At 43.7% G+C, this 22,387-nt stretch carries 14 protein-coding genes; 5 read left to right on the top strand and 9 right to left on the bottom strand.

Annotated elements, in window-relative coordinates; genetic code table 11:
- Positions 1-39 precede the first annotated feature (39 nt).
- The 4 genes from M3I01_RS09460 to gcvT all read right to left on the bottom strand — a co-directional run bounded on the left by M3I01_RS09460 (position 40) and on the right by gcvT (position 3,674).
- A complete protein-coding gene (locus M3I01_RS09460; RefSeq protein ID WP_255895595.1) occupies positions 40-762 on the bottom strand; it encodes a flagellar brake protein in 723 nt (240 codons plus the stop codon).
- 16 nt (positions 763-778) lie between these two features.
- Positions 779-1,921: a 4-phosphoerythronate dehydrogenase gene (locus M3I01_RS09455; protein WP_255895594.1), complete on the bottom strand. Its 1,143-nt coding sequence runs from the start codon at positions 1,919-1,921 to the stop codon at positions 779-781.
- Positions 1,902-2,441, bottom strand: a complete 540-nt coding sequence (locus tag M3I01_RS09450; RefSeq protein WP_255895593.1) for an elongation factor P hydroxylase — start codon at positions 2,439-2,441, stop codon at positions 1,902-1,904. Before M3I01_RS09450 ends, M3I01_RS09455 begins: the two co-directional genes overlap by 20 nt.
- A 132-nt stretch (positions 2,442-2,573) precedes the next feature.
- On the bottom strand, positions 2,574-3,674 hold the full coding sequence (gene gcvT, locus M3I01_RS09445) for a glycine cleavage system aminomethyltransferase GcvT (RefSeq protein WP_275565047.1): 1,101 nt from the start codon (positions 3,672-3,674) through the stop codon (positions 2,574-2,576).
- Between the two features lie 369 nt (positions 3,675-4,043).
- Here gcvT and glyA point away from each other — a divergent pair, with 369 nt between their 5' ends.
- The 3 genes from glyA to gcvP all read left to right on the top strand — a co-directional run bounded on the left by glyA (position 4,044) and on the right by gcvP (position 8,702).
- Positions 4,044-5,321, top strand: coding sequence for a serine hydroxymethyltransferase (glyA, locus tag M3I01_RS09440; RefSeq protein ID WP_255895592.1), 1,278 nt, complete (start codon positions 4,044-4,046; stop codon positions 5,319-5,321).
- A 57-nt stretch (positions 5,322-5,378) separates the two neighbouring features.
- A complete protein-coding gene (gene gcvH / locus M3I01_RS09435) occupies positions 5,379-5,762 on the top strand; it encodes a glycine cleavage system protein GcvH (RefSeq protein ID WP_255895591.1) in 384 nt (127 codons plus the stop codon).
- A 75-nt stretch (positions 5,763-5,837) separates the two neighbouring features.
- A complete protein-coding gene (gcvP, locus tag M3I01_RS09430; protein WP_255895589.1) occupies positions 5,838-8,702 on the top strand; it encodes an aminomethyl-transferring glycine dehydrogenase in 2,865 nt (954 codons plus the stop codon).
- Positions 8,703-8,783: 81 nt separating this feature from the next.
- Here the strand turns inward: gcvP and M3I01_RS09425 are convergent, their stop codons facing one another.
- The 3 genes from M3I01_RS09425 to rluC form a co-directional block, all read right to left on the bottom strand.
- Positions 8,784-9,536 (bottom strand): CLCA_X family protein, encoded by a 753-nt coding sequence (locus tag M3I01_RS09425; RefSeq protein ID WP_255895588.1) that lies wholly within the window; start codon positions 9,534-9,536, stop codon positions 8,784-8,786.
- A 29-nt stretch (positions 9,537-9,565) separates the two neighbouring features.
- Entirely contained in the window at positions 9,566-10,030 is a 465-nt protein-coding gene (locus M3I01_RS09420) for a hypothetical protein (protein ID WP_255895587.1), read from the bottom strand.
- 472 nt (positions 10,031-10,502) lie between these two features.
- Complete coding sequence (rluC, locus tag M3I01_RS09415) at positions 10,503-11,474, bottom strand: 23S rRNA pseudouridine(955/2504/2580) synthase RluC (RefSeq protein ID WP_255895585.1); 972 nt, start codon at positions 11,472-11,474, stop codon at positions 10,503-10,505.
- Between the two features lie 472 nt (positions 11,475-11,946).
- Between rluC and rne the strand changes: the two genes are divergently transcribed.
- Complete coding sequence (rne, locus tag M3I01_RS09410) at positions 11,947-15,129, top strand: ribonuclease E (RefSeq protein ID WP_255895584.1); 3,183 nt, start codon at positions 11,947-11,949, stop codon at positions 15,127-15,129.
- A gap of 120 nt (positions 15,130-15,249) precedes the next feature.
- Positions 15,250-16,896 carry a SulP family inorganic anion transporter gene (locus M3I01_RS09405; protein ID WP_255895583.1) on the top strand — a complete coding sequence of 549 codons (1,647 nt, stop codon included), beginning with the start codon at positions 15,250-15,252 and terminating at the stop codon, positions 16,894-16,896.
- 90 nt (positions 16,897-16,986) lie between these two features.
- On the opposite strand, the gene aceF is transcribed toward M3I01_RS09405, so the two are convergent.
- Both aceF and aceE read right to left on the bottom strand, forming a co-directional pair.
- Entirely contained in the window at positions 16,987-18,909 is a 1,923-nt protein-coding gene (gene aceF, locus M3I01_RS09400; RefSeq protein WP_255895581.1) for a dihydrolipoyllysine-residue acetyltransferase, read from the bottom strand.
- Positions 18,910-18,999: 90 nt separating this feature from the next.
- A complete protein-coding gene (gene aceE / locus M3I01_RS09395; protein WP_255895580.1) occupies positions 19,000-21,666 on the bottom strand; it encodes a pyruvate dehydrogenase (acetyl-transferring), homodimeric type in 2,667 nt (888 codons plus the stop codon).
- Positions 21,667-22,387: the final 721 nt, after the last annotated feature.

The raw sequence follows: 22,387 nt of genomic DNA, 5'->3' as shown, positions 1-22,387 counted from the left end.
CGTTTTTACTATCAGAAAGAAGCTTTTATATCTGAAATGTTATTTTGCCCTATTACGCTGCGTATCTAAAATAAATGCCATCAAAGGAATACCCGCTTCCTTCGCAAGCTCAACAAAACGAATACCATAGACATAAAAATATTCCACGCCCATTCGAGTTAAAAAATCATTGTCTACTAAACCAGCTTGGACCTGCTCAAGCATTTGAATTTCTTGCGACCTAATTTCACAGTCTAGCTTTAGAATATGATTATAAGGCCCTATTTTTACACTACACACCAAACGCATTGTCTGGTTAACCGAACCAAAATCTTCTTTAGATATCAGTTTAGCGCCACCAAGACTCAAATCAATAATGATAGAAGAAGAAGCCGCGCTGATTGTTGTTGCGGAACTATTTGGTTCAACATTCGATATTAAACGAGTCTCAACTCGAACAGCCTGACGAACTTCAGATGTTTCGACATAGCTTGGGTAAGCGATGTGCAAGTGAGCAGCTGGCTCCATATAGCTTTTTGCAACTTTACTAGAAAAGGCGCAAACATGCGTACTTAACATTAATCGAACATTTACGACCTGACTGTCTCTTACGAGAATATTTTTCCCATTTAACCTAGGACTAGACAAAATTAGCGAACTTCTTGGAATATTACCAAGGACTTTCACCATGTAACGCCCTGGAGGAGAAATAAACTCCAACTGAACATTTGTCCCTATTGGCACTTCAAGATCTCCCAGATCAACCTGCATTACTCCAGCCATGCACTTACCTTAGTCTCTATTTATTATTTACCGAAAAACCGGCAGCACCAAAAAGGTTGTGCGCAATACTGATATCAGCGCTCATTAAGCACGTATTTAACTCATCTCTTTCAATGTAATGCTTTCGCAACCAATCGAAGACATTATTTTCTTTATTTTCCCGATACTTAAAGCGTAAGCGAGCATCATCTCTTGCAACATCATAGATCGCATGAATGCTTCGAGCCAGCATTTCCTCTTGCGGCTCACCTCCACGCACACGAATAGCCGAAAGCCAACCATCACTCATTGCATCTTTACTACTTATGCAGGGAGCATTTAATTTCAAATATTGGCACAAAGCCTGATACACCATCCATGTGCCTTTTTCACGACCCTGCTTGCTATATCCAGCAATATGAGGAGTAGCGATATCGGAAATAGAAACCAACTCCCGATTAATATTGGGCTCATTATCCCAAACATCTAATACTAAATGTAGATCACCGTTCAGCTGAGTATGACGCTCAATCAAGGCAGGTTCATCGATAACACCACCTCGTCCAGCCGAAATAATAGCAGCGCCAGCAGACAATTGACTTAATGCTTCCGCTCCCAACATCCCCTTTGTCGGATAATCTCCTGAATGCGTTAAGGGGGCATGCAGTGAGATAACATCGCAAGCCAATACATCAACCAAAGAAACAAAATTGACCGAGCTGTCGGAACCCTCCTTTAATGGATCATAAACACAGACCTGACATCCCATTTTGGCAAAGCGCTCGTAAACAGACTTACCCACATTACCATATCCAATGATGCCAATTTTTTTGCTTAACCAAGGAAGACCCTTCGTTAGATAAAGATAACTCAAGCCACTGAAAACATAATCAGCAACCGCTTCCGCGTTACACCCAGGAGCACTACTGAAAGCAACATTCGCCTCCGCAAGATATTGCAGGTCAATATGATCCACGCCGATTGTGGCACTTCCAACAAAACGAACAGAACTATCTTCAAGAAGATCTCGGGTTACCTTCGTTACAGATCTGACCAAAAGCACATCCGCATTCTTCACCTGATCATGCGTTAACGCTCGTCCATTAACCAATTCAACGGTGCCTAAATGTGAAAAGAGAGCTTCCGCATTCGGCATATTTTCATCTGCAATAATCTTCATACTGTCGCTTTAAAAACTCACCTAATACCAGATCAGAACTATGTTGTTTGAATAAACACCCTGCAAACAACTCAACCCTTTCAGGAAGTCCAGAGATTATATATTCACCCACCTGAGCCATAACAGCCTTTTCAAAATGCCTAGCATCATAATCAGGCAGGGATAAATTATCGACACTGACACGAAAGGGCAGCCCAGCCACCCAATGCAATATACATTCAACCGCTTGAGGCCTCACCTCGACTCGCTCAAACTCTAACTGAGTAGACAAGTCACGAGAATCAGATTCATACCAATAACCATAATCCTCCAAACACCGTCTTTCATGTCCAGCAAGACACCAATGACTCACTTCATGCAGCGCACTAGAAAGATAATCAAAACGAAAATAAACGGTCGCCGGAATATCAGACTGAGCGGGCAAATAAAGCGGCTCGGCGGCACCACCTACAAGGCGGGTATTAAAACTTGAAAGGAAACAAGCACTAAAAGCTTCAATCAGCTGCTTTACATCTGTCAACTACAGACTCCAAATGTAAAGAATTATCACACAAGAAATAAAAATGCGCCACGCAAAGTAATTAACTTCACGTAACGCATGGGATTTTCATCTTAAGGCATCAGCCAAGACTTTAATAAATGGTTTCAGTTTTTAACCGCGATAATAGCGTGAAGGCACGAAAGGCATCGTCGTTAGCGTCAACGGAATACTCTTACCTCTTACGCTGGCAAACAATGGTTTATCAGCACCAAGCAACGAAGTAGATACATAAGCCATGACTATAGGTTGCGCGAGCGTTGGCGAGAAACCACCGCTTGTCACGACCCCTTGAACATTACCAGCCGCATCGACTATATCAACACCTTCGCGAACTGGCGCACGCCCATCCACCAAATAACCAACACGCTTCCTAGCTGGTTTATTCGCAAATTGCGGCAATATAATATCAGCACCAGGAAAACCACCAGCACGCTCACCATCCAAACGACGTACTTTTTGGATTGCCCAATTAATAGAAGCTTCTACTGGTGTAGTGTTAGTGTCAATGTCGTGACCATATAGACACAAACCAGCTTCAAGACGCAACGAATCACGTGCACCAAGACCAATCCATTCGACTTCAGCAAAAGCCAACAATGCACTCGCAAATGCATCAGCATGGTCATTTGGTACTGAAACTTCGTAACCATCTTCGCCAGTATAACCAGAGCAACTTACCCAAAGTTCAACTCCTTGCCAAACCAGCTTGGTGCTTTGCATAAATGTCATAGACAAAACATCGGGTACCATTCTAGCAAATACTTCGCGAGCTTTTGGTCCTTGAATAGCTAATAATGCTCGATTATCAATAACTTCCACATCACAACCTACCAAAGATGACCTCAGATAAGCAATGTCCTGTTCTTTACAGGCCGCATTTACGACCATAAAGACATCGTCACCCCAGTTCGCAAACATCAAATCATCTGTAATGCCGCCCTCGACTGTTGTGAACATACCGTAACGCTGCATACCTTCCGCCAAATCAACAACATCGACCGGCAGAATTGCCTCAAGAGATGACTTTACAGTCTCCCCCCTTAACATCACTTGTCCCATGTGCGAGACATCAAACAACCCCGCATTCTCGCGAACCCATAAGTGCTCCTTCATGACTCCAAGGGGATATTGAACAGGCATTTCATAACCTGCAAATTCAACCATTCTGGCACCAGAAGCGATATGTTGATCATACAAAGCTGTACGTTTCATAACGAAAACCTTAATAAAATTAGTGGTAGGGTTTGTTTCCAATTGGAAACAGAGTATCTAAAATCAACTTGATTTGACAAGTACTAAGCAATATTTATTGAGTGATTTTTGTAATAAATACCAATAAAAATGGAGAAAACAACTAAATGATCGGTCAAAAATATTAAGATATATACTTAGAATTCACTTCAATTTACTGTTTCCAATTGGAAACTTTTTGATTATGATAAAGAAAATGACGTAAATTGATCAATGACTGACGCTCTTAGAAAGATGATCTTTTTTCATCATCCTAGACTGCCATAGTGTTATTATACGCAAAACTCATTGTCTTTTAGACATACCTGTTTATTAAAGAGGAATTTACCCATGGTCAACACCGATGCTTTTTTCAGCCAAACGTTAGCTGAACGAGATCCAGAGCTTTTTGCAACGATTGTTGCAGAAGAAGAACGCCAAGAAATCGGCATTGAATTGATTGCTTCTGAAAACATTACTTCAAAAGCAGTCTTGGAAGCTCAAGGCTCAGTTCTTACCAACAAATACGCTGAGGGTTATCCGCATCGTCGCTACTATGGCGGCTGTGAAGCGGTAGATGTGACAGAACAGCTTGCGATTGACCGAGCTAAACAACTTTTCAACTGTGAATTTGCCAACGTGCAACCTCACTCCGGCGCCCAAGCAAATGGTGCAGTAATGCTCGCACTACTTCAGCCAGGCGACACTATTCTTGGTATGTCTTTAGACGCTGGTGGTCATTTAACGCATGGAGCACGCCCTGCACAATCAGGAAAGTGGTTTAATGCCGTTCAATACCAAGTTCACCCTGACACATTATTGATTGATTACGATGCCATTGAAGCGCAGGCACTGGAATGCAAACCGAAAATGATCATCGCAGGTGGTTCAGCTATACCTCGAGTTATAGACTTCAAGCGTTTTCGTGAAATTGCTGACAAAGTTGGCGCTTATTTGTTTGTTGATATGGCTCACATTGCTGGTCTTGTTGCGACAGGTGCTCATCCATCTCCGCTTCCTCACGCGCATGTTGTAACAACCACAACACACAAAACACTTCGTGGCCCGCGCGGTGGTATGATTCTTTCCAACGACCTTGATCTTGGTAAGAAAATAAATTCTGCCGTTTTTCCAGGCTATCAAGGCGGCCCACTGATGCACGTCATCGCGGGTAAAGCAGTTGCCTTTGGCGAAGCCTTAAAACCTGAGTTCAAAGTGTATATCGATCAAGTAGTTGCGAACGCTAAAGTATTGGCAGAAGTGATGATTGAACGCGGTTGCGATATCGTTACAGGTGGAACAGACAATCATTTAATGCTTGTTGACTTGCGCCCTAAGGGCATCAAAGGCAACATGGCCGACAAAGCACTAGAACGTGCCGGCATCACCTGCAATAAAAACGGTATCCCATTTGATACTGAAAAACCAATGATCACCTCTGGTATCCGTATTGGTACACCAGCAGCGACGTCACGTGGCTTTGGTATAGAAGAGTTCCGTCAAGTTGGTCATCTAATCAGTGACGTAATCGATGGCTTGGTGGCAATGCCAGAAGGCAATCCAGAAGTAGAAGCTCGCGTACTCGCAGAAGTAAAAGAACTTTGCAAGCGCTTCCCACTTTACCGCTAAAAACACATACCCAAGGATACGTATCCTTGGGTATTTTTTCGAAGAGGCATAAATAAAATGAGCACTATCCCAGAAAATCTAAAATACGCCGGTTCTCATGAATGGGTACTAGACAACGGTGACGGTACAGTAACTGTTGGTATTACTGACCATGCACAAGACCTACTAGGCGATGTTGTATATGTTGAATTACCAGAAGTAGGCGCAGAAGTTACCGCTACTGAGCAGTTTTCGCTCGTAGAATCCGTAAAGGCTGCTTCAGATATTTATGCTCCTGTTAGTGGTGAAATCATCGCTGTCAACGACGACCTAAATGATACACCAGAGTTGATCAACGAAGTGCCTTTTGAAGGTGCTTGGATTGCAAAAATCAAGCTTAGTGACGCCGCTGACCTTGATAAACTACTTGACGCTGCAGGCTATTCAGCCACTATCGAATAGTCTCCATATAGGCTCTCCTACTTCTTTGATGAGAGAGCCCATTCTCCCGATTTTATCTTAATAGGTGATTGAAACATGACTTCGTGCATCCGCGATTTGTTAAACAATGATGAGTTTATTGCTCGCCATATTGGCCCTGACGCATCAGAACAAGCCAAAATGCTAGCAACAATCGGCATAAACACGCTTCCTGAACTGATTCAAAAAACGGTTCCTGAAGCCATTCGTCAAGCAAATCTAGACCTTTCAGCCAGCCCTGTAAGTGAAAACGAAGCACTTGTGCAACTAAAGGCCATCGCAAAACACAACAAAGTAGCGCGCTCTTTTATTGGTATGGGTTATCACGACACACACGTACCATCTCCTATTTTACGTAACTTGTTAGAAAATCCAGGCTGGTACACGGCGTACACACCTTACCAACCAGAAATATCTCAAGGTCGATTGGAAGCACTACTAAACTTCCAACAAGTCATCATCGATTTAACTGGCATGGAAATCTCAAACGCCTCTTTACTAGATGAGGCGACGGCGGCAGCCGAAGCAATGACGCTTATGAAGCGTTCAAATCGCAAAAAGAGCGACTTTCTTTTTGTAGCAAGCCATTGCCTGCCACAAACCATCGACGTTATTAAAACGCGCGCTGAACTGTTAGAAATCAACGTCATTGTTGACGATATTGTTAATTTTTCGAATCACGATGTATTTGGCGCCGTGCTTCAATACCCAGGCATTGACGGTACGGTGACAGACTTAGCACCTGTTATTGAGCAAGCTCATGAACAAGGTGCGTTAGTCAGTATCGCCGTCGACCTTCTTTCTCTTGTGCTATTAAAATCGCCTGGCGACATGGGCGCAGACATTGTGTTTGGTTCTGCGCAACGCTTTGGCGTACCAATGGGATTTGGTGGACCACACGCGGCATTCCTAGCAACAAAAGACGCATTCAAACGCTCTATGCCAGGTCGCGTTATTGGCGTATCTAAAGACAGCCACGGAAAACCTGCTCTTCGTATGGCAATGCAAACTCGCGAACAACACATTCGCCGCGAAAAAGCGACATCAAACATTTGTACCGCTCAAGCACTACTTGCCATGATGGCCGGCTTCTATGCGGTTTACCATGGTCCAGATGGTCTTAAGAAAATTGCTAATCGCGTTGCCGCTTTGACAAATTGCTTTGCTAAAGCCATTCAACAACAAGGCTTCACTACCAACTCAAGTTACTTTGACACCGTGGTTGTAAACACCGGCGATCAAACCGACAGCATCATGGCAAAAGGCGCTGCGAAGTTAATGAACTTCCACAAAGTCTCTGAAAGCCAAGTGTCGATTGCTTTAAACGAAACCATTACACCTAATGATCTTATCGATTTGGCCGAATGCTTCGGGGCAACATTAACGCTAGAAGACATCACCAATGCTGACGCCGCTTACGGATTTGATGCCTCACTATTGCGCCAAGATGCTATTTTGACTCACCCTGTTTTTAACAGTCATCACAGTGAAACCGAGTTGATGCGTTACATGCACCAACTAGAAGTAAAAGACATTGCGCTTAATCAAAGCATGATTCCTCTTGGTTCGTGCACCATGAAATTGAACGCAGCGTCTGAGATGATTCCGGTTACTTGGGCAGAATTTGGTCGAATCCACCCATTTGCACCAAGTAATCAAGTTGCTGGCTACCATACTTTATTGCAAGAGCTTATCGATATGCTCTCTAAAGCGACGGGCTATGACACCGTCTCTTTACAGCCAAACTCTGGCGCCCAAGGAGAATATGCAGGTCTAATTGCCATCGACAAATACCACAAATCTCGTGGTGATCATGATCGCGACATTTGCTTGATTCCAAGCTCTGCTCACGGCACCAACCCTGCTTCTGCTGCATTGGCAGGCATGAAGGTGGTTATCGTCAAATGCGACGTGGATGGCAACATTGATTTAGTTGACCTTACTGCAAAAGCAGAAAAACATGCAGCACAACTAAGCTGCATCATGGCAACCTACCCCTCTACACACGGCGTATTTGAAGAACACATTCGCGAAGTGTGTGACATTGTTCACAAGTTTGGCGGCCAAGTGTACATTGATGGTGCCAATCTTAACGCATTGGTTGGTGTTGCTCCTCCGGGCAGCTTTGGTGGCGATGTATCTCACCTTAACCTACATAAAACCTTCTGTATTCCACATGGCGGCGGCGGCCCTGGCATGGGACCAATTGGCGTTAAATCACACCTTGCTCCTTTCCTACCTGGACATGCGGTTACGCCAGTCATGGGCATGACAGAACAGCACGGCGCCGTGTCTGCGGCCCCTTATGGCAGCGCAAGTATCCTTGTTATCACTTGGATGTACATTAAAATGATGGGGGACAGAGGCTTACGTGACGCGACCTTCAACGCCATTTTGAACGCCAACTACATAGCCAAACGCCTAGGCGAGCACTACCCAGTGCTGTATACAGGCAAAAACGGCACAGTTGCCCACGAATGTATTATTGATATTCGCCCACTAAAAGCAGAATCAGGCATCAGTGAAGAAGACATCGCAAAACGCTTGATGGATTTCGGTTTTCACGCGCCAACTATGTCTTTCCCTGTTGCTGGCACATTGATGATCGAACCTACTGAATCCGAAAATCTAGATGAGCTAGATCGCTTCTGTGACTCCATGATTCAGATTCGTCAAGAGATCAGCAAAGTACAAGCCGGCGAATGGCTGCTAGAAGACAACCCTTTAGTGAATGCACCACACACCGCAGACAGTCTTCTTAATATCGAATGGGCCCACGCCTATTCACGCAAAGAAGCAGCTTACCCATTACCTTGGATCAAAGGCCGTAAATACTGGCCACCCGTTGGCCGTATAGACAACGTCTATGGTGATCGTAATTTGTTCTGTGAATGCCCACCGATCGACAGCTACGAAGATTAAAATTTCATAGCCTGAAACTAAAAACGAGCCAAATGGCTCGTTTTTTATTGTCTTTAATTTTATCAAAAATACTAAAGCAATTTAGCTAAGCTCTTTATTCAGCGCTCGACCAAGCAAACCAAAGTAATTCTGAAATGCCTGATTGATTTTTTCTCGCTGCTCCCCTTTAGGATAAAGCCCTGCCTTTGCTTCCTCGGAATAGCGCGTACCTTTTACCAAGAATCGACTTGATGGTTTTTTGTCCTCTACGAAGGACTCAAATGCACGAGCGCACATTTCTTCTGGTTTGGAGTAATAGAAGTTACTGTGCTTTTCATCGGCACATTGAGACGCTTGAAACAGTTCGCTAGTGTCGTCGCCGTCTGAGCTGAGTAGAATGCTTTTGAAGCAGTCAGCCAAAAGTGTGTTTAGCGGGTGAGGTTTGATATTGCTTGAATCAGGTTCTTGCAGCCAATTATTAGACGCAAAACTGGATGATGAAGCGAAGTGAAACATTTTGTCGCCCATGTAATGATCGAAAGCGTGAAACCATTCATGAGCAAGGCTTCCAGCACCCGCATTTTTCGCTAATGATAGCTGTCGTGTTGCCGGAATATAATGAGCAGCCACACCAGGCCTCCCACCTTTTCCATATTGAAGGCCAAGAGTGCCTCGCAGAGAAATCAGTAACTCAGGCGCCTGCAATACAGACATTAAGTCTTCTAACGCACGATGAAAATTAGCCGCTGCTCGATCTCGTTCTTCGGGCGTAACCCAACGCCCCATTTCAATGCCTCGGAAATCAAATTGCCGGCGAATCGTGACAAAGCTAATGAGATATTGATCAGATTGCATGTCGATTCATGTCACAAATACCTTTATTTTCAAGCCGTTCCAAATTGCCGATTAAATTCGGCTATTTTAGAGCGACGCATTATTTTTAATGTCATAAGCTCTTCCTCAGCCTTACTTTTTATAGTTGCTGCTAAATCTGGATCGGCCACAGTGACAGCATGCTTTAACTCATGCTCATACTGATCTAACAAAGTATCGTAATCATCTTGATACGCCTCTTCAACCAATGCTAAGGCCAGTTGATGCTGATAATTGGTCGGTTGATCTGCATGCTTCTGAATATAAGCTAGGGAATTGTCTAAATACAGCTGTTTAAGTGAGCATTCTTGCGCACCAATACTAGTACAGGTATTTTTTCTTTCATCTGTAAGCACTCTTGTTAGAGACCCTACCGCCTCATAACTGATGCTACTTTGTGCAAAACTGACCGGCACTGTATTTAAAACAAGTATTGCAGTAAGAGATTGTAGCTTTTTAAGAAATGATTTTTTCATTGGAGCGCCCTATCCATCTCGACATTATGACTTACGATACGCACTAACTTAATCAATAAGAGATGTCTTTTTTGTAGAAATAAAAAATCAATTCTATTGAGCTTAGCCACCCAGAACAATATTGATAATCAAGATCCGCATTTTAACCTTCTAATACGCATTATATTTAGACCAAACTCACACTACCCCAACCTTTATTTCGTCAAAAACGGCATAGCCACGTTTCAATCACTGTCAATAAACGCCAGACCACCGACAATGTCCCACACAGCCAAATTGACGACACTTATAACGAAACCAATGACCCACCAATTTTCATAGAATAAATAATCCCATCACGAGCCGTATTACTGGGAGTAACAGAACAATGACTAATCACATAAAACCATACTAATAACCAAGCAAAAAAAAGACCTATGCAAATAGGTCTTTTTCAACAATAGAGCAATATAAAGCGCATTTAACTAAGTCGTTAAGGAAAAGCCGCCGTCAATTTATCGTTCATCAAACTCTGCCACTCGTTGTCTATTGGTGCTTCAAACAACATACGCTCGCCATTGAGCATAATGTCTAATCGCGTCGCATGTAGACACAAACGTTTAAAGCCTAATGCTTTGGTTTCTTTTAATGATTCGTCCGGTGAATATTTTTCATCACCAACAATGGGATAGCCGGCATATTGAGCGTGCACACGAATCTGATGTGTACGTCCAGTCACAGGTTCGCACTCAACCAAGCTGTATCCCTCGAATTGCCTTACTAGCTTAAATCGTGTCAAAGATTCTTTTCCATCGGTATGAACCTTCACAACACGCTCACCAGATTTCAATTCATTTTTTAGCAAAGGTGCATTTACTTGCAACTTACGCTTTGGCCAGCTGCCATATACCAAGGCAAGATAGGTTTTTTGTACGCCTTCTTTTTCACGTAATGCCGTATGGAGCTCTTTTAACACCGCTCGTTTCTTGGCAATCATAATAAGACCCGACGTATCCCTGTCCAATCGATGGACAAGCTCCGTGAACTTTTCCAGTGGGCGCATTTGTCGAATTACTTCAATAAGACCAAAGCTCAAGCCACTGCCACCGTGGACAGCCAGTCCAGATGGTTTATTTACGACAATTAAGCCTTTATCTTCGTAGACGATACGTGACTCTATTTCGTTCTTCAGTCGATCACCCAAAAGTGGTTTTTCTGATTCTGGCGCAATAACAATTGGCGCTATTCGCACAACATCGTCATTCTGAAGGCGATAATCTGGCTTCGTGCGTTTTTTATTTACACGGATTTCCCCTTTTCTGAGCAGGTTGTAGATTTTACCTTTAGGTACGCCTTTCAAGAAAGTAAGCAAAAAATTATCAACTCGCTGGCCTTCATTATTCTCGTCAATAGTGACGTAACGAACCGCTGGGCGCTCTACTGGATTTTGTTCTGAGTCCGACATAAGCAAAGATTGGTTTCCTTTATAATTGAAGCACTTAGTTTTTACTGTTATATTCACATTCGCAAAGGATAAGAGGCAACAAAACACCTCGAAGATAAGATGCAAGAATTGAATGAAAATTGCCGAAGCGACACTTTGGCCCCTATCTTACCTCTGTAACAGTTAATCTTAAATAATAAACCGCATGATTCGGAAAAATCCGCTTCAGTGGAAGGACATCTCATTAAATTGCTCGACCGCGCGTTCGCGTTGTATCGTAAAAAGCAAAAAAAACGAGACCGGTTAAAGAGACTATTAGTATTCATTAGGGCAGCGACCGCACAAAAGCGTTTAACATAAAATAAACGAATAAGCGTACTCCTCTTGCCAGGAAAGACTGAATAACATGCTCTCATTCTGAGTCAGATTTATTAATGGTTACCCTATCACTGCAGTGACTCTTTCGCATCAGCCAACAGAGTTCACATATACAATGATTAGAATGCTTATAAATGCAACTCAACAAGAAGAGTTGCGCGTCGCCCTCGTAGACGGTCAACGTCTATATGATCTAGACATCGAATCCGGTTCACGCGAACAGAAGAAGTCAAATATATACAAAGGCCGCATTACTCGTATTGAACCGAGTTTAGAAGCCGCTTTTGTTGATTTTGGTGCTGATCGCCACGGCTTTCTTCCTTTGAAAGAAATTTCAAAAACGTATTTTTCTAAAAAATCAAATCACGAAGGCCGAATTAACATCAAAGATGTGTTAAGTGAAGGTCAAGAAGTGATTGTGCAAGTAGATAAAGAAGAACGTGGTAATAAAGGCGCCGCCCTTACTACTTTCGTTAGTCTCGCTGGCCGTTACTTGGTCTTGATGCCAAACAACCCACGAGCTGGTGGTATTTCTCGCCGCATTGACGGCGATGACAGATCTCACCTAAAAGAAGCCATGTCAGGCCTTAACACGCCAGAAAATGGAGGACTGATTGTTCGAACAGCCGGTGTTGGTCGCTCAACAGAAGAACTTCAATGGGATTTGGATTACCTTGATACACTTTGGACTTCAATAACCAAAGCAGCAACAGAGAAGCCGGCTCCTTTCTTAATTTATCAAGAAAGCAATATCGTCATTCGTGCGATTCGCGATTATTTACGTGAAGACATTGGCGAAGTATTGATTGATGAAAAAGACGCTTACCAAGATGCAATCAATTTTGTAATGCAAGTTATGCCGCATTTCAAATCACGCATTAAAATGTACACAGACTCCACACCTCTATTTAATAGATTCCAAATCGAAAGCCAGATTGAAACCGCCTTCCAGCGTGAAGTTCGCCTGCCATCTGGTGGGTCTATTGTTATTGATCCAACAGAAGCGTTGGTCTCTATCGACATAAACTCTGCCCGTGCAACAAAAGGTGGAGACATTGAAGAAACAGCACTTCAAACAAACGTAGAAGCCGCAGATGAAATCGCTCGTCAGCTACGCCTACGAGACATTGGCGGTTTGGTGGTTATCGACTTTATCGATATGACACCAGTACGCAATCAAAAAGAAGTTGAAACGCGCATGAAGAATGCGCTAGAAGCTGACCGTGCACGAGTTCAAATTGGACGCATTTCACGTTTCGGCTTATTAGAAATGTCCCGTCAGCGACTACGCCCATCACTTGGTGAAACCAGTGGTATAGTTTGCCCTCGCTGTAATGGTCAAGGATTTATTCGTGATGTGGAGTCTCTAGCACTTTCTGTTCTTCGTCTTATCGAAGAAGAATGCTCTAAAGAGCGTACCGCTCAAATTCGCGCTGTTTTACCGGTATCCGTTGCAACCTTCTTGCTCAATGAGAAACGCACCAATATCGCCAAAATTGAAAAACGCAACAGCGTTCATATTATCCTTGTTCCAAATCCGCATATGGAAACGCCACACTTCGAAGTGGAACGTATTCGTGATGACAGCACAGTGGTAGCTCAAAACGAAAACAGCTACTCATTAGTCGAAGCGCCTGAGCAACCACCTTACGAACCTCGTCAGGTGAACGACAATGTGCGTCCACAAGCAGCAGTAACAAGCATCGCTCCTAAAGCGCCGGCACCTGCACATAACGCACCAACCCCTGCGGCTAATAAAGTGACCAAAAGTACGCAAGCGAACCCCAGCTTACTTAAACGCATTATGACGGCCTTATTTGGGGAAACTCAAGCCAAGACAAAACAAAAGCCGGCAAGTAAAACCACGCCAAGTAAATCCACTCCTAATACACCTACACCTAGTGAGCGCAACTCTTCAAGTGCACCTAGCGGCAATCGTGTAAACAGAAACAAACGTAACGTAAAACACCAAAACTCAGATCGTGGCGACAATAAGACCGAGCAAAATCGTTCGACTCGTCAATCGCGTCGCGAACAGGCTGAAGCCGAAACTGAAACCAAAGGCAACAACCGTCGTAACAATCGCGGAAACAAACAAGAGACATCAGAACCTAAAGTTGAAAAGCAAGAAGCGGCTGTAAAAGCACCTCGCCAACAACAAAAGGAAAAAGAAATTCCTGAAGTAAAAGAACGCAAGCGTGACCGTAATGACAATCGTCGTCGTAACGGAAAATTGAAAGACGAAGCACTAGAAGCAACGAAACTACAAGAGCAAGAAGATGCAGCTTTAGTAGAAGCCGCTCAGAACGCCATAGCAGAAAGCAATGAAAACGGCGATGAACCACAACGTCGCTCTCGTCGCTCTCGTCGCTCACGCCGTCCGCAAAAAGAAGAAAATAGCACACAACATGAAAGCACAGAACCTGACAACCAAGAAACGAATGTTGTTGCTGAATCGACAGAAGCAGTAAAAGCTGAAGCAAAGACAGAAGAAACGACATCAAAATCACCAATAGTAAAAGAGCCTGAAGCTGTTGAAGCTGTTGAAGTTGTTGAAGCTGTTGAAGCTGTTGAAGCTGTTGAAGCTGTTGAAGCTGTTGAAGCTGTTGAAGCTGTTGAAGCTGTTGAAGCTGTTGAAGCTGTTGAAGCTGTTGAAGCTGTTGAAGCTGTTGAAGCTGTTGAAGCTGTTGAAGCTAAACAAGTTTCAACAACAGAAACGCAACAAGCAATAGAAGAAGTTACCGCAGAAAGCGAAACACCAGCGGAAACGGTAAAGCCTAAAATGTCAGTAAAAGCTCAAATGAGAAAAATTGAGCAAGAAGCACCACAAGCAACTGAAGCACCTATTGCGGATAAATCATCAATCGAAGCTTCGGAAAATCAAGTGGAAGAAACAGTAGAAGCTGAAGCCACTATAGAGAAAAAAATTGAAGAGCGTGTCGCGCCTTCTAAACGTGAAACAAAGGCAGCCGAACCAGTAGAAGCAGTACAGCAATCAACAGAAAGTGAAGAGACAAAAGAAGAAACGCCAGAAAATACTGGTCGCTCATCTAGAGCTCCTCGCCGCGGCCGTGGTAAACCAGCTACTAAGCAGGCAAACACGGAAATAAAAGCACCTGTTGAACTGCCTGCCGCTATTTTGGCGCAGCAAGAAAAGCTTCGTTTAGAGCAAGAAGAAAAACGCAGCGCAGCCACATCTCGTAGACGAGCTACAGCCGGTCGAGTAAAAAACGACCCTAGAGCCTCTCGAGAAGAGCAAAGTGATGCTAAAACAACGCCAGATACTCATGTAGAATAAAACCTACAATTTATATCTAAGATAAAAAGAGCCCGCCTAATGCGGGCTCTTTTGCAAACAGATAAAATATACAATCTCAATAGCCTGATATGAACATAGATAACGGATAGGTATAACACAATGATCATTGATTTTTCTCGCTTCAAAGATTGGGCTTTAGTGGGCGATTTGTTTGGAGGCGCGACTACCGCCATCGTTTCACTCCCTCTTGCCCTAGCTTTTGGCGTTGCGTCAGGTGCTGGCGCAGAGGCAGGATTATGGGGGGCGATACTTGTCGGTTTTTTTGCCGCTGTATTTGGTGGATCAACCAGCCTAATTTCTGAACCAACAGGCCCAATGACAGTGATCATGACCGCCGTACTCACCAGTATGATTGCGAGTAGCCCTGAAGGTGGGGTGGCCATGGCTTTCACCGTTGTCATGATCGCCGGCTTGTTTCAAATCACACTTGGCTACCTAAAATTAGGAAAATACATCACTCTAATGCCGTACAGTGTCATTTCAGGCTTTATGTCTGGCATTGGCGTTATTTTAATCATTCTCCAGCTAGCGCCATTCTTAGGACACCCCTCTCCCTCTGGCGGCGTCATAGGAACGCTCACTGCGCTGCCCAAACTACTAATGGATCTGAAATTTTCAGAACTTTTTTTAGGACTTTTAACGCTAGGCGTTCTATTCTACCTACCTAAACATTGGCGTCGTTATGTACCTCCTCAACTGGTTGCCCTAGTCGTTATCACATTAGTATCTGTCATTCTCTTTAATGACACAGACGTTCGCCGTATTGGCGTCATTCCATCTGGCCTACCCTCTATCCACTGGCCTCATTTTGAAAGCCCTGTCATCATAGAAATGATTATAGATGGACTCGTCCTTGGAACACTAGGCTGTATTGATACACTATTAACTGCTGTCATCGCTGATAGCTTAACCCGTAAAGAGCATGACTCGAATCGCGAATTAGTAGGTCAAGGTATAGCGAATTTCTTCTCAGGCCTGTTGGGAGGACTACCTGGTGCTGGCGCAACCATGGGCACCGTGGTCAACATTCAATCTGGAGGAAAGTCTCCTATAGCTGCCATTGCAAGAGCATTCATTTTGCTATTGGTTGTGCTTGGTGCCTCTGAACTTATCAGTCCGATTCCTATGGCTGTATTGGCAGGCATTGCTCTGTATGTGGGTATCAATATTCTTGACTGGAGTTTTCTAAAACGCGCTCATAAAATAGCCTTATCTCCTACCATCATCATGTACGGAGTAATGACGCTCACGGTCTTTGTCGATTTAATGGTCGCAGTAGGAATCGGTGTCTTCATTGCAAACATCATTACGATAGAGAAACTCAGCCGACTACAGTCTGGAAATGTAAAGGCCATTAGTGATGCTGACGATGACGTACCTTTAACTGACGAAGAAAAGCAGCTACTTGATGAGGCAGACGGGAAAGTTTTACTGTTCTATTTGTCTGGCCCAATGATTTTTGGCGCCAGTAAAGCCATCGCAAAACACCACAACCGCATCCATAATTATAAAGCGGTTGTATTGGATTTAAGCGCCGTCCCTATGATGGATCTAACCATCAGCTTGGCGCTAGAAAATGCAATAAAAGATGCGATAGAAGCAGATTGCGCCGTTTATATCTTTAGTCCGAACGGACAAACCACAGAACGTTTAGAGAAATTGGGTGTATTGAAGCGCCTTCCACATAATGCCTTCTGTGATTCACGAAAATCCGCACTCATGCTAGCTATTAATAATCTCGGTTAGTACTCAATCGTAAGAAAAATTTTGAACAAAAAAAAGCCGCTTCTAATAGCGGCTTTTTTGTACACTAGCAATATGGATCAAAGCAACTTATTAAAGAGACAAGCGACGCACATCACTTAATAGTGAGTTCAAGAACGTCATAAAGCGACCCGCATCTCCACCATTAACTGCCCTGTGGTCATAAGACAAACACAGTGGCAACATAGTACGAGGCTGGAACTCTTTGCCATTCCAGCGTGGCTCAATGTCCGCTTTAGAAACACCAAGGATACCCACTTCAGGACAATTGACGATAGGTGTAAATCCTGTACCGCCAATAGCACCTAAGCTCGAGATAGTGAAACAACCACCTTGCATATCCACAGGCTTAAGTTGCTTACTAAGAGCCTTCTTAATTAGCTCGTTTGCCTCTTTAGCGATCTGGAGCACTGACTTTTTATCAACATCACGCAATACAGGAACCACCAAACCTACCGGAGAGTCCACTGCAATACCAATGTGCACATAGCCTTTCTGGACATAGCTTTCGCCATCCGCCATCAGTGACACATTAAAGCTAGGGTTCGCGACCATTGCCTGAGCAACCGCTTTGATAAGGAAAGGAAGCGGCGTTAACTTAATACCTTGCTTCTCCATTTCACCTTTCAAGCCCTTACGGAAATCTTCAAGATCAGTAATATCCGCTTTATCGAACTGCGTCACTTGAGGCACAACAAGCGCGTTGCGAACCATGTTTTGAGCAGTTAAGCGCTGAATCTTAGACATCTTAACAAGTTCAACTTCACCAAACTTGCTGTAATCTTGATCCGGCACTGTTGGCAAGCCAGAACCCGACGTAACACCACCCGCTGGAGCTGAAACGGCTTTTTGCACCGCCGCCTTAACATAAGCGTGCAAATCTTCTTTCGTAATACGGCCACGAGGACCTGTAGCACGAACAAGAGCAAGTTCAACGCCCAATTCACGAGCAAGCATACGAACTGCAGGTCCAGCATGAACTTTCGTAGATGGTGTTGACAACACTGCCGACTGATCGACTGGTGCCATTTTATTAGCTGCACTAGCTTGAGGCGCAGAGGCAGCCGGTGCTGTTTTTTCAGCAACAACAGGCGCTTCTATCGGTGCAGAACCACCTTCAACCTCTAATTCAAGAACAGCGTGACCTTCAGAAACCTTATCGCCCACTTTGACCGAAATAGATTTCACCGTTCCAGACTTAGGTGCAGGGATTTCCATAGACGCTTTATCAGTTTCAAGAACGATAATTGAATCGCCCTCTGCAACCTTGTCACCAGCAGAAACAGCAACTTCAATAACCTCGACGCCTTCAGCGCCGCCGATATCAGGAACATTAACCGTTTCAACACCACCTGAAACAGATGGAGCGTCTGCTTGTGCGGCTTCTTTAGGCGCTTCACCTTCCGTAACAGCAGAATCGCTAGACTCAGCCATTATCATCAAAACATCAGCCCCTTCAGACACCGTATCGCCTACTTTAATAGATATTTTTCCAACTTTACCGGTAAACGGTGAGGGAATATCCATCGACGCCTTGTCAGTTTCCAATACAATTATAGAGTCACCCTCTTCAACCATATCGCCTTCTGCAACACAGATTTCAATGACTTCAACATCTGTTGCGCCACCAATATCAGGTACCGAAACTTTTTTCTCACTAGAAGCAGAAGGCGTTGAAGCTGGAGCTGCCTTGGCTTTAGAGGCCTCTGCAGCGACTGGAGCATCTTCTTTTGCTTCAGGCGCAGATGCAGTAGCACCTTCAATCTCGATAACAAGAACGTCATCGCCTTCAGAGACTTTATCGCCCACTTTAACGGAAATACTTGTTACCTTACCGGCCATGGAAGATGGAACATCCATAGAGGCTTTATCTGTTTCTAATACAATTATAGATTGGTCAACTTCAACAGTATCGCCAACCTTAATACTGATCTCGATAACTTCGACATCAGTCGCACCACCAATATCCGGTACTCGAATGATTTCAGTACTCACAGAAATCTCCTTCGTCGTATAGACGCATCAAACTTAAAAACTTATCTGACTCAAGATACTCTTGAGTCAGATACCTAGCTTGTTGGGTAATTAGCAAGTTACTGGGTTTGGCTTTTCTGGATCAAGACCAAACTTAGCAATCGCCCCACTAACTACAGATGCATCAATCACACCGTCTTTCGCCAGTGCGTTCAAAGCAGAAACAACGACCCAATAACGGTTAATTTCAAAGAAATGACGTAATTGTGCACGTGTATCACTGCGACCAAAACCATCCGTTCCTAGCACGTTGTACGTACCTGTAATGAATGGACGAATTTGATCTGCGAACAATTTAATATGATCGGTAGATGCAATAACTGGGCCTTTACCATCCAAGCAAGACTCGACGTATGACAGACGAGCTTCCTCTTCTGGATGAAGCATAGACCAACGACTTGCATCAAGACCTTCGCGACGCAATTCATTGAACGATGTTACGCTCCAAATATCAGAGTTTACACCAAAGTCGTTAAAGAGAATCTCTGCAGCCGCTTCCACTTCACGAAGAATCACACCAGAACCAAGTAATTGAACCTGCTTCTTGTTGGCTTTCTTCTCATGAGATTTAAGTTTATACATCCCTTTAATGATGCCATCTTCAACACCTTCTGGCATATCTTCGTGAGTGTAGTTTTCATTCATTACTGTTAGGTAATAAAAAACACTCTCTTTATCCTTAAACATGCGACGTAAGCCATCTTGAACAATAACAGCCACTTCGTAAGAGTAAGTCGGATCATAAGATATACAGTTAGGGATAAGGCCAGCCTGAATATGGGAATGACCATCTTCATGCTGCAATCCTTCACCATTCAACGTAGTACGACCTGCTGTGGCACCGATCAAGAAACCGCGCGCCTGTGAATCACCTGCAGCCCAAGCCAAGTCACCAATACGCTGAAAACCGAACATTGAGTAATAGATGTAAACAGGGATCATTGGCAAAGCACTGTTTGCATAAGACGTAGCCAATGCTAACCATGCAGAGAATGCACCTGGCTCATTAATACCTTCTTGAAGAATTTGGCCATCAGCAGATTCTTTATAGTACATAATCTGAGTATGATCATGAGGCGTATAACGTTGCCCTTCAGAAGAGTAGATGCCTAGCTGACGGAACATGCCTTCCATACCAAACGTACGCGCTTCATCTGCAACGATTGGAACGACACGTTTGCCAATTTCTTTGTCTTTAACCATAACATTCAATGCACGCACAAATGCCATAGTCGTAGATATTTCACGCCCTTTTGTTCCCGCAATCTGAGCTTTGAAGGCTTCCAAAGAAGGCACCTCAAGCGCTTCGCAATCATGGTTACGAATAGGAAATGCGCCGTGTAATTCTTTACGACGAGAGCGCATGTATTGCATTTCCGGACTGTCTTCAGCTGGTTTGTAATACGGTAAGTCTTTTAGCTCTTCGTCGCTGATAGGAATACCAAACTTATCACGAAACTGAGCAAGTGACTCTTCATCTAACTTCTTAGTTTGATGCGCGGTATTTTGCGCTTCAGCCGCTTTAAACATGCCGTAACCTTTAACGGTTTGCGCCAAGATAACAGTCGGTTGACCTTTATGAGAAGTTGCTTCGGAATACGCTGCGTAAACTTTGTAAGGATCATGCCCACCGCGATTAAGATTCATAATCTCATCGTCAGTCATGTCTTTAACCATTTCTAGCAACTCTGGATATTTGCCGAAGAAATGTTCACGAGTATAAGCTCCACCATTTGCTTTGTAGTTCTGAAGTTCGCCATCGCAAACCTCATTCATACGCTTAACAAGCAAACCGTTGTGATCTTTCGCAAAAAGAGGATCCCAATGACGGCCCCATAAACACTTGACCACATTCCAGCCAGCGCCACGGAATACGCCTTCAAGTTCCTGAACAATTTTACTGTTACCACGAACAGGACCATCAAGGCGCTGTAGGTTACAGTTGATCACGAAAATAAGGTTGTCTAGGTTTTCACGTCCAGCAAGCGCAATTGCACCTAAAGATTCAGGTTCGTCACACTCACCATCACCAAGGAACGCCCATACTTTACGATCACCTTGATCGATAAGGCCACGACTATGCTGGTACTTCATTACATGTGCTTGATAGATGGCTTGTAATGGCCCAAGACCCATAGATACCGTTGGGAACTGCCAGTAATCGGGCATTAACCAAGGGTGTGGGTAAGAAGAGATACCTTTGCCATCTACTTCACGACGGAAGTTGTCTAGCTGCTCATCAGTCAAACGACCTTCAATGTATGAGCGAGCGTAAATACCTGGAGAGATATGGCCTTGGAAAAAAACCATATCAGCTTGTTGTTTACCGTCATTACCACGGAAAAAGTGGTTAAAACCGATATCATAAAGCGTTGCCGCAGAAGAGAAGCTCGTAATGTGGCCACCAAGTGTTGAATCAACACGGTTTGCCTTCATTACCATAGCCAATGCATTCCAACGAATTATAGAACGTATACGACGCTCCATAAAGACATCACCCGGTAACGGCTTCTCATTTTCAGGAGCAATTGTATTCCGGTATGCCGTCGTGATAGACGAAGGCATTGATGTGCCAGCTTTTGAAGCTTCATTCGATAAACGATTTAAAATGTATTGCGCGCGATCAGGACCTTCTTCGCGAAGGACAGACTCAAGCGCATCGACCCACTCTTTGGTTTCAATTGGATCAATGTCTTCGAGAATATGCTGCTCAGTCATCGTGTTAATAACTCCCGCTATTAGAACAGATACTAACCTACCAAGATCAATTATGTATTAATGTCTTAGAGGCTACTTAAACGAACCGTCGGACCCTATTTATACGGCTATAAAAATAGCTATATAAAGATCCAGCCGACCTAGGATAAAACGACACACTAATTTACTTATGTTTAAAGTGTCGTTTTATACGTTCCAATGGCAACTCTTATTGTTTTTATATTTTGTCCATTGCATCGACCACTAAATTTTCTAGTAGGCTCGCTTCCAATTTGGGTTTGGTTCATCAAACCCAATATTAAGTTTTTACATACAAATAGCGTTACTAAATGCACATAAAAATTCAAAACTATTTACTAAACTGCGTACATAAAACGCACACATAGTATAAAAACTTTACCTAAACCTTACATGAAGTGGGGATAAACTCACCATAACAAGGTCTAATTTGGGCCTAAGATTAACACCTAATCAAGAGATCGCCTAGCCACCCACATAAAGATCGAAGCCAGCAAGACACTTTTGAAGCTTTATAATGCCATGATGCTTACCGAAAAACTGACAGTAAACCATGCCAACCCTCTAGAATGCGACACACACACATTGGGATTCACTAAATCAATGGTTTGTATAAATATCGTGAATCACATGCATTTTTCAAAAAAATCACAAAAACAAGCTTAAGACAGCAACTACGAGCTAACAACCAACCCCAAAGACA

This window comes from Marinomonas maritima, from assembly GCF_024435075.2.
GTDB classification, from domain to species: Bacteria; Pseudomonadota; Gammaproteobacteria; order Pseudomonadales; family Marinomonadaceae; genus Marinomonas; species Marinomonas maritima.
The sequence above is the reverse complement of the archived record's forward strand: the minus strand, read 5'-3'. Positions and strand labels throughout refer to the sequence as shown.

Bases quoted from the DNA above. Each gene is read 5' to 3' on its own strand.
- M3I01_RS09460 (WP_255895595.1), bottom strand. From the start codon at position 762: ATGGCTGGAGTAATGCAGGTTGATCTGGGAGATCTTGAAGTGCCAATA.
- M3I01_RS09455 (WP_255895594.1), bottom strand. From the start codon at position 1,921: ATGAAGATTATTGCAGATGAAAATATGCCGAATGCGGAAGCTCTCTTT.
- gcvT (WP_275565047.1), bottom strand. From the start codon at position 3,674: ATGAAACGTACAGCTTTGTATGATCAACATATCGCTTCTGGTGCCAGA.
- glyA (WP_255895592.1), top strand. From the start codon at position 4,044: ATGGTCAACACCGATGCTTTTTTCAGCCAAACGTTAGCTGAACGAGAT.
- gcvH (WP_255895591.1), top strand. From the start codon at position 5,379: ATGAGCACTATCCCAGAAAATCTAAAATACGCCGGTTCTCATGAATGG.
- gcvP (WP_255895589.1), top strand. From the start codon at position 5,838: ATGACTTCGTGCATCCGCGATTTGTTAAACAATGATGAGTTTATTGCT.
- M3I01_RS09425 (WP_255895588.1), bottom strand. From the start codon at position 9,536: ATGCAATCTGATCAATATCTCATTAGCTTTGTCACGATTCGCCGGCAA.
- M3I01_RS09420 (WP_255895587.1), bottom strand. From the start codon at position 10,030: ATGAAAAAATCATTTCTTAAAAAGCTACAATCTCTTACTGCAATACTT.
- rluC (WP_255895585.1), bottom strand. From the start codon at position 11,474: ATGTCGGACTCAGAACAAAATCCAGTAGAGCGCCCAGCGGTTCGTTAC.
- rne (WP_255895584.1), top strand. From the start codon at position 11,947: ATGATTAGAATGCTTATAAATGCAACTCAACAAGAAGAGTTGCGCGTC.
- M3I01_RS09405 (WP_255895583.1), top strand. From the start codon at position 15,250: ATGATCATTGATTTTTCTCGCTTCAAAGATTGGGCTTTAGTGGGCGAT.
- aceE (WP_255895580.1), bottom strand. From the start codon at position 21,666: ATGACTGAGCAGCATATTCTCGAAGACATTGATCCAATTGAAACCAAA.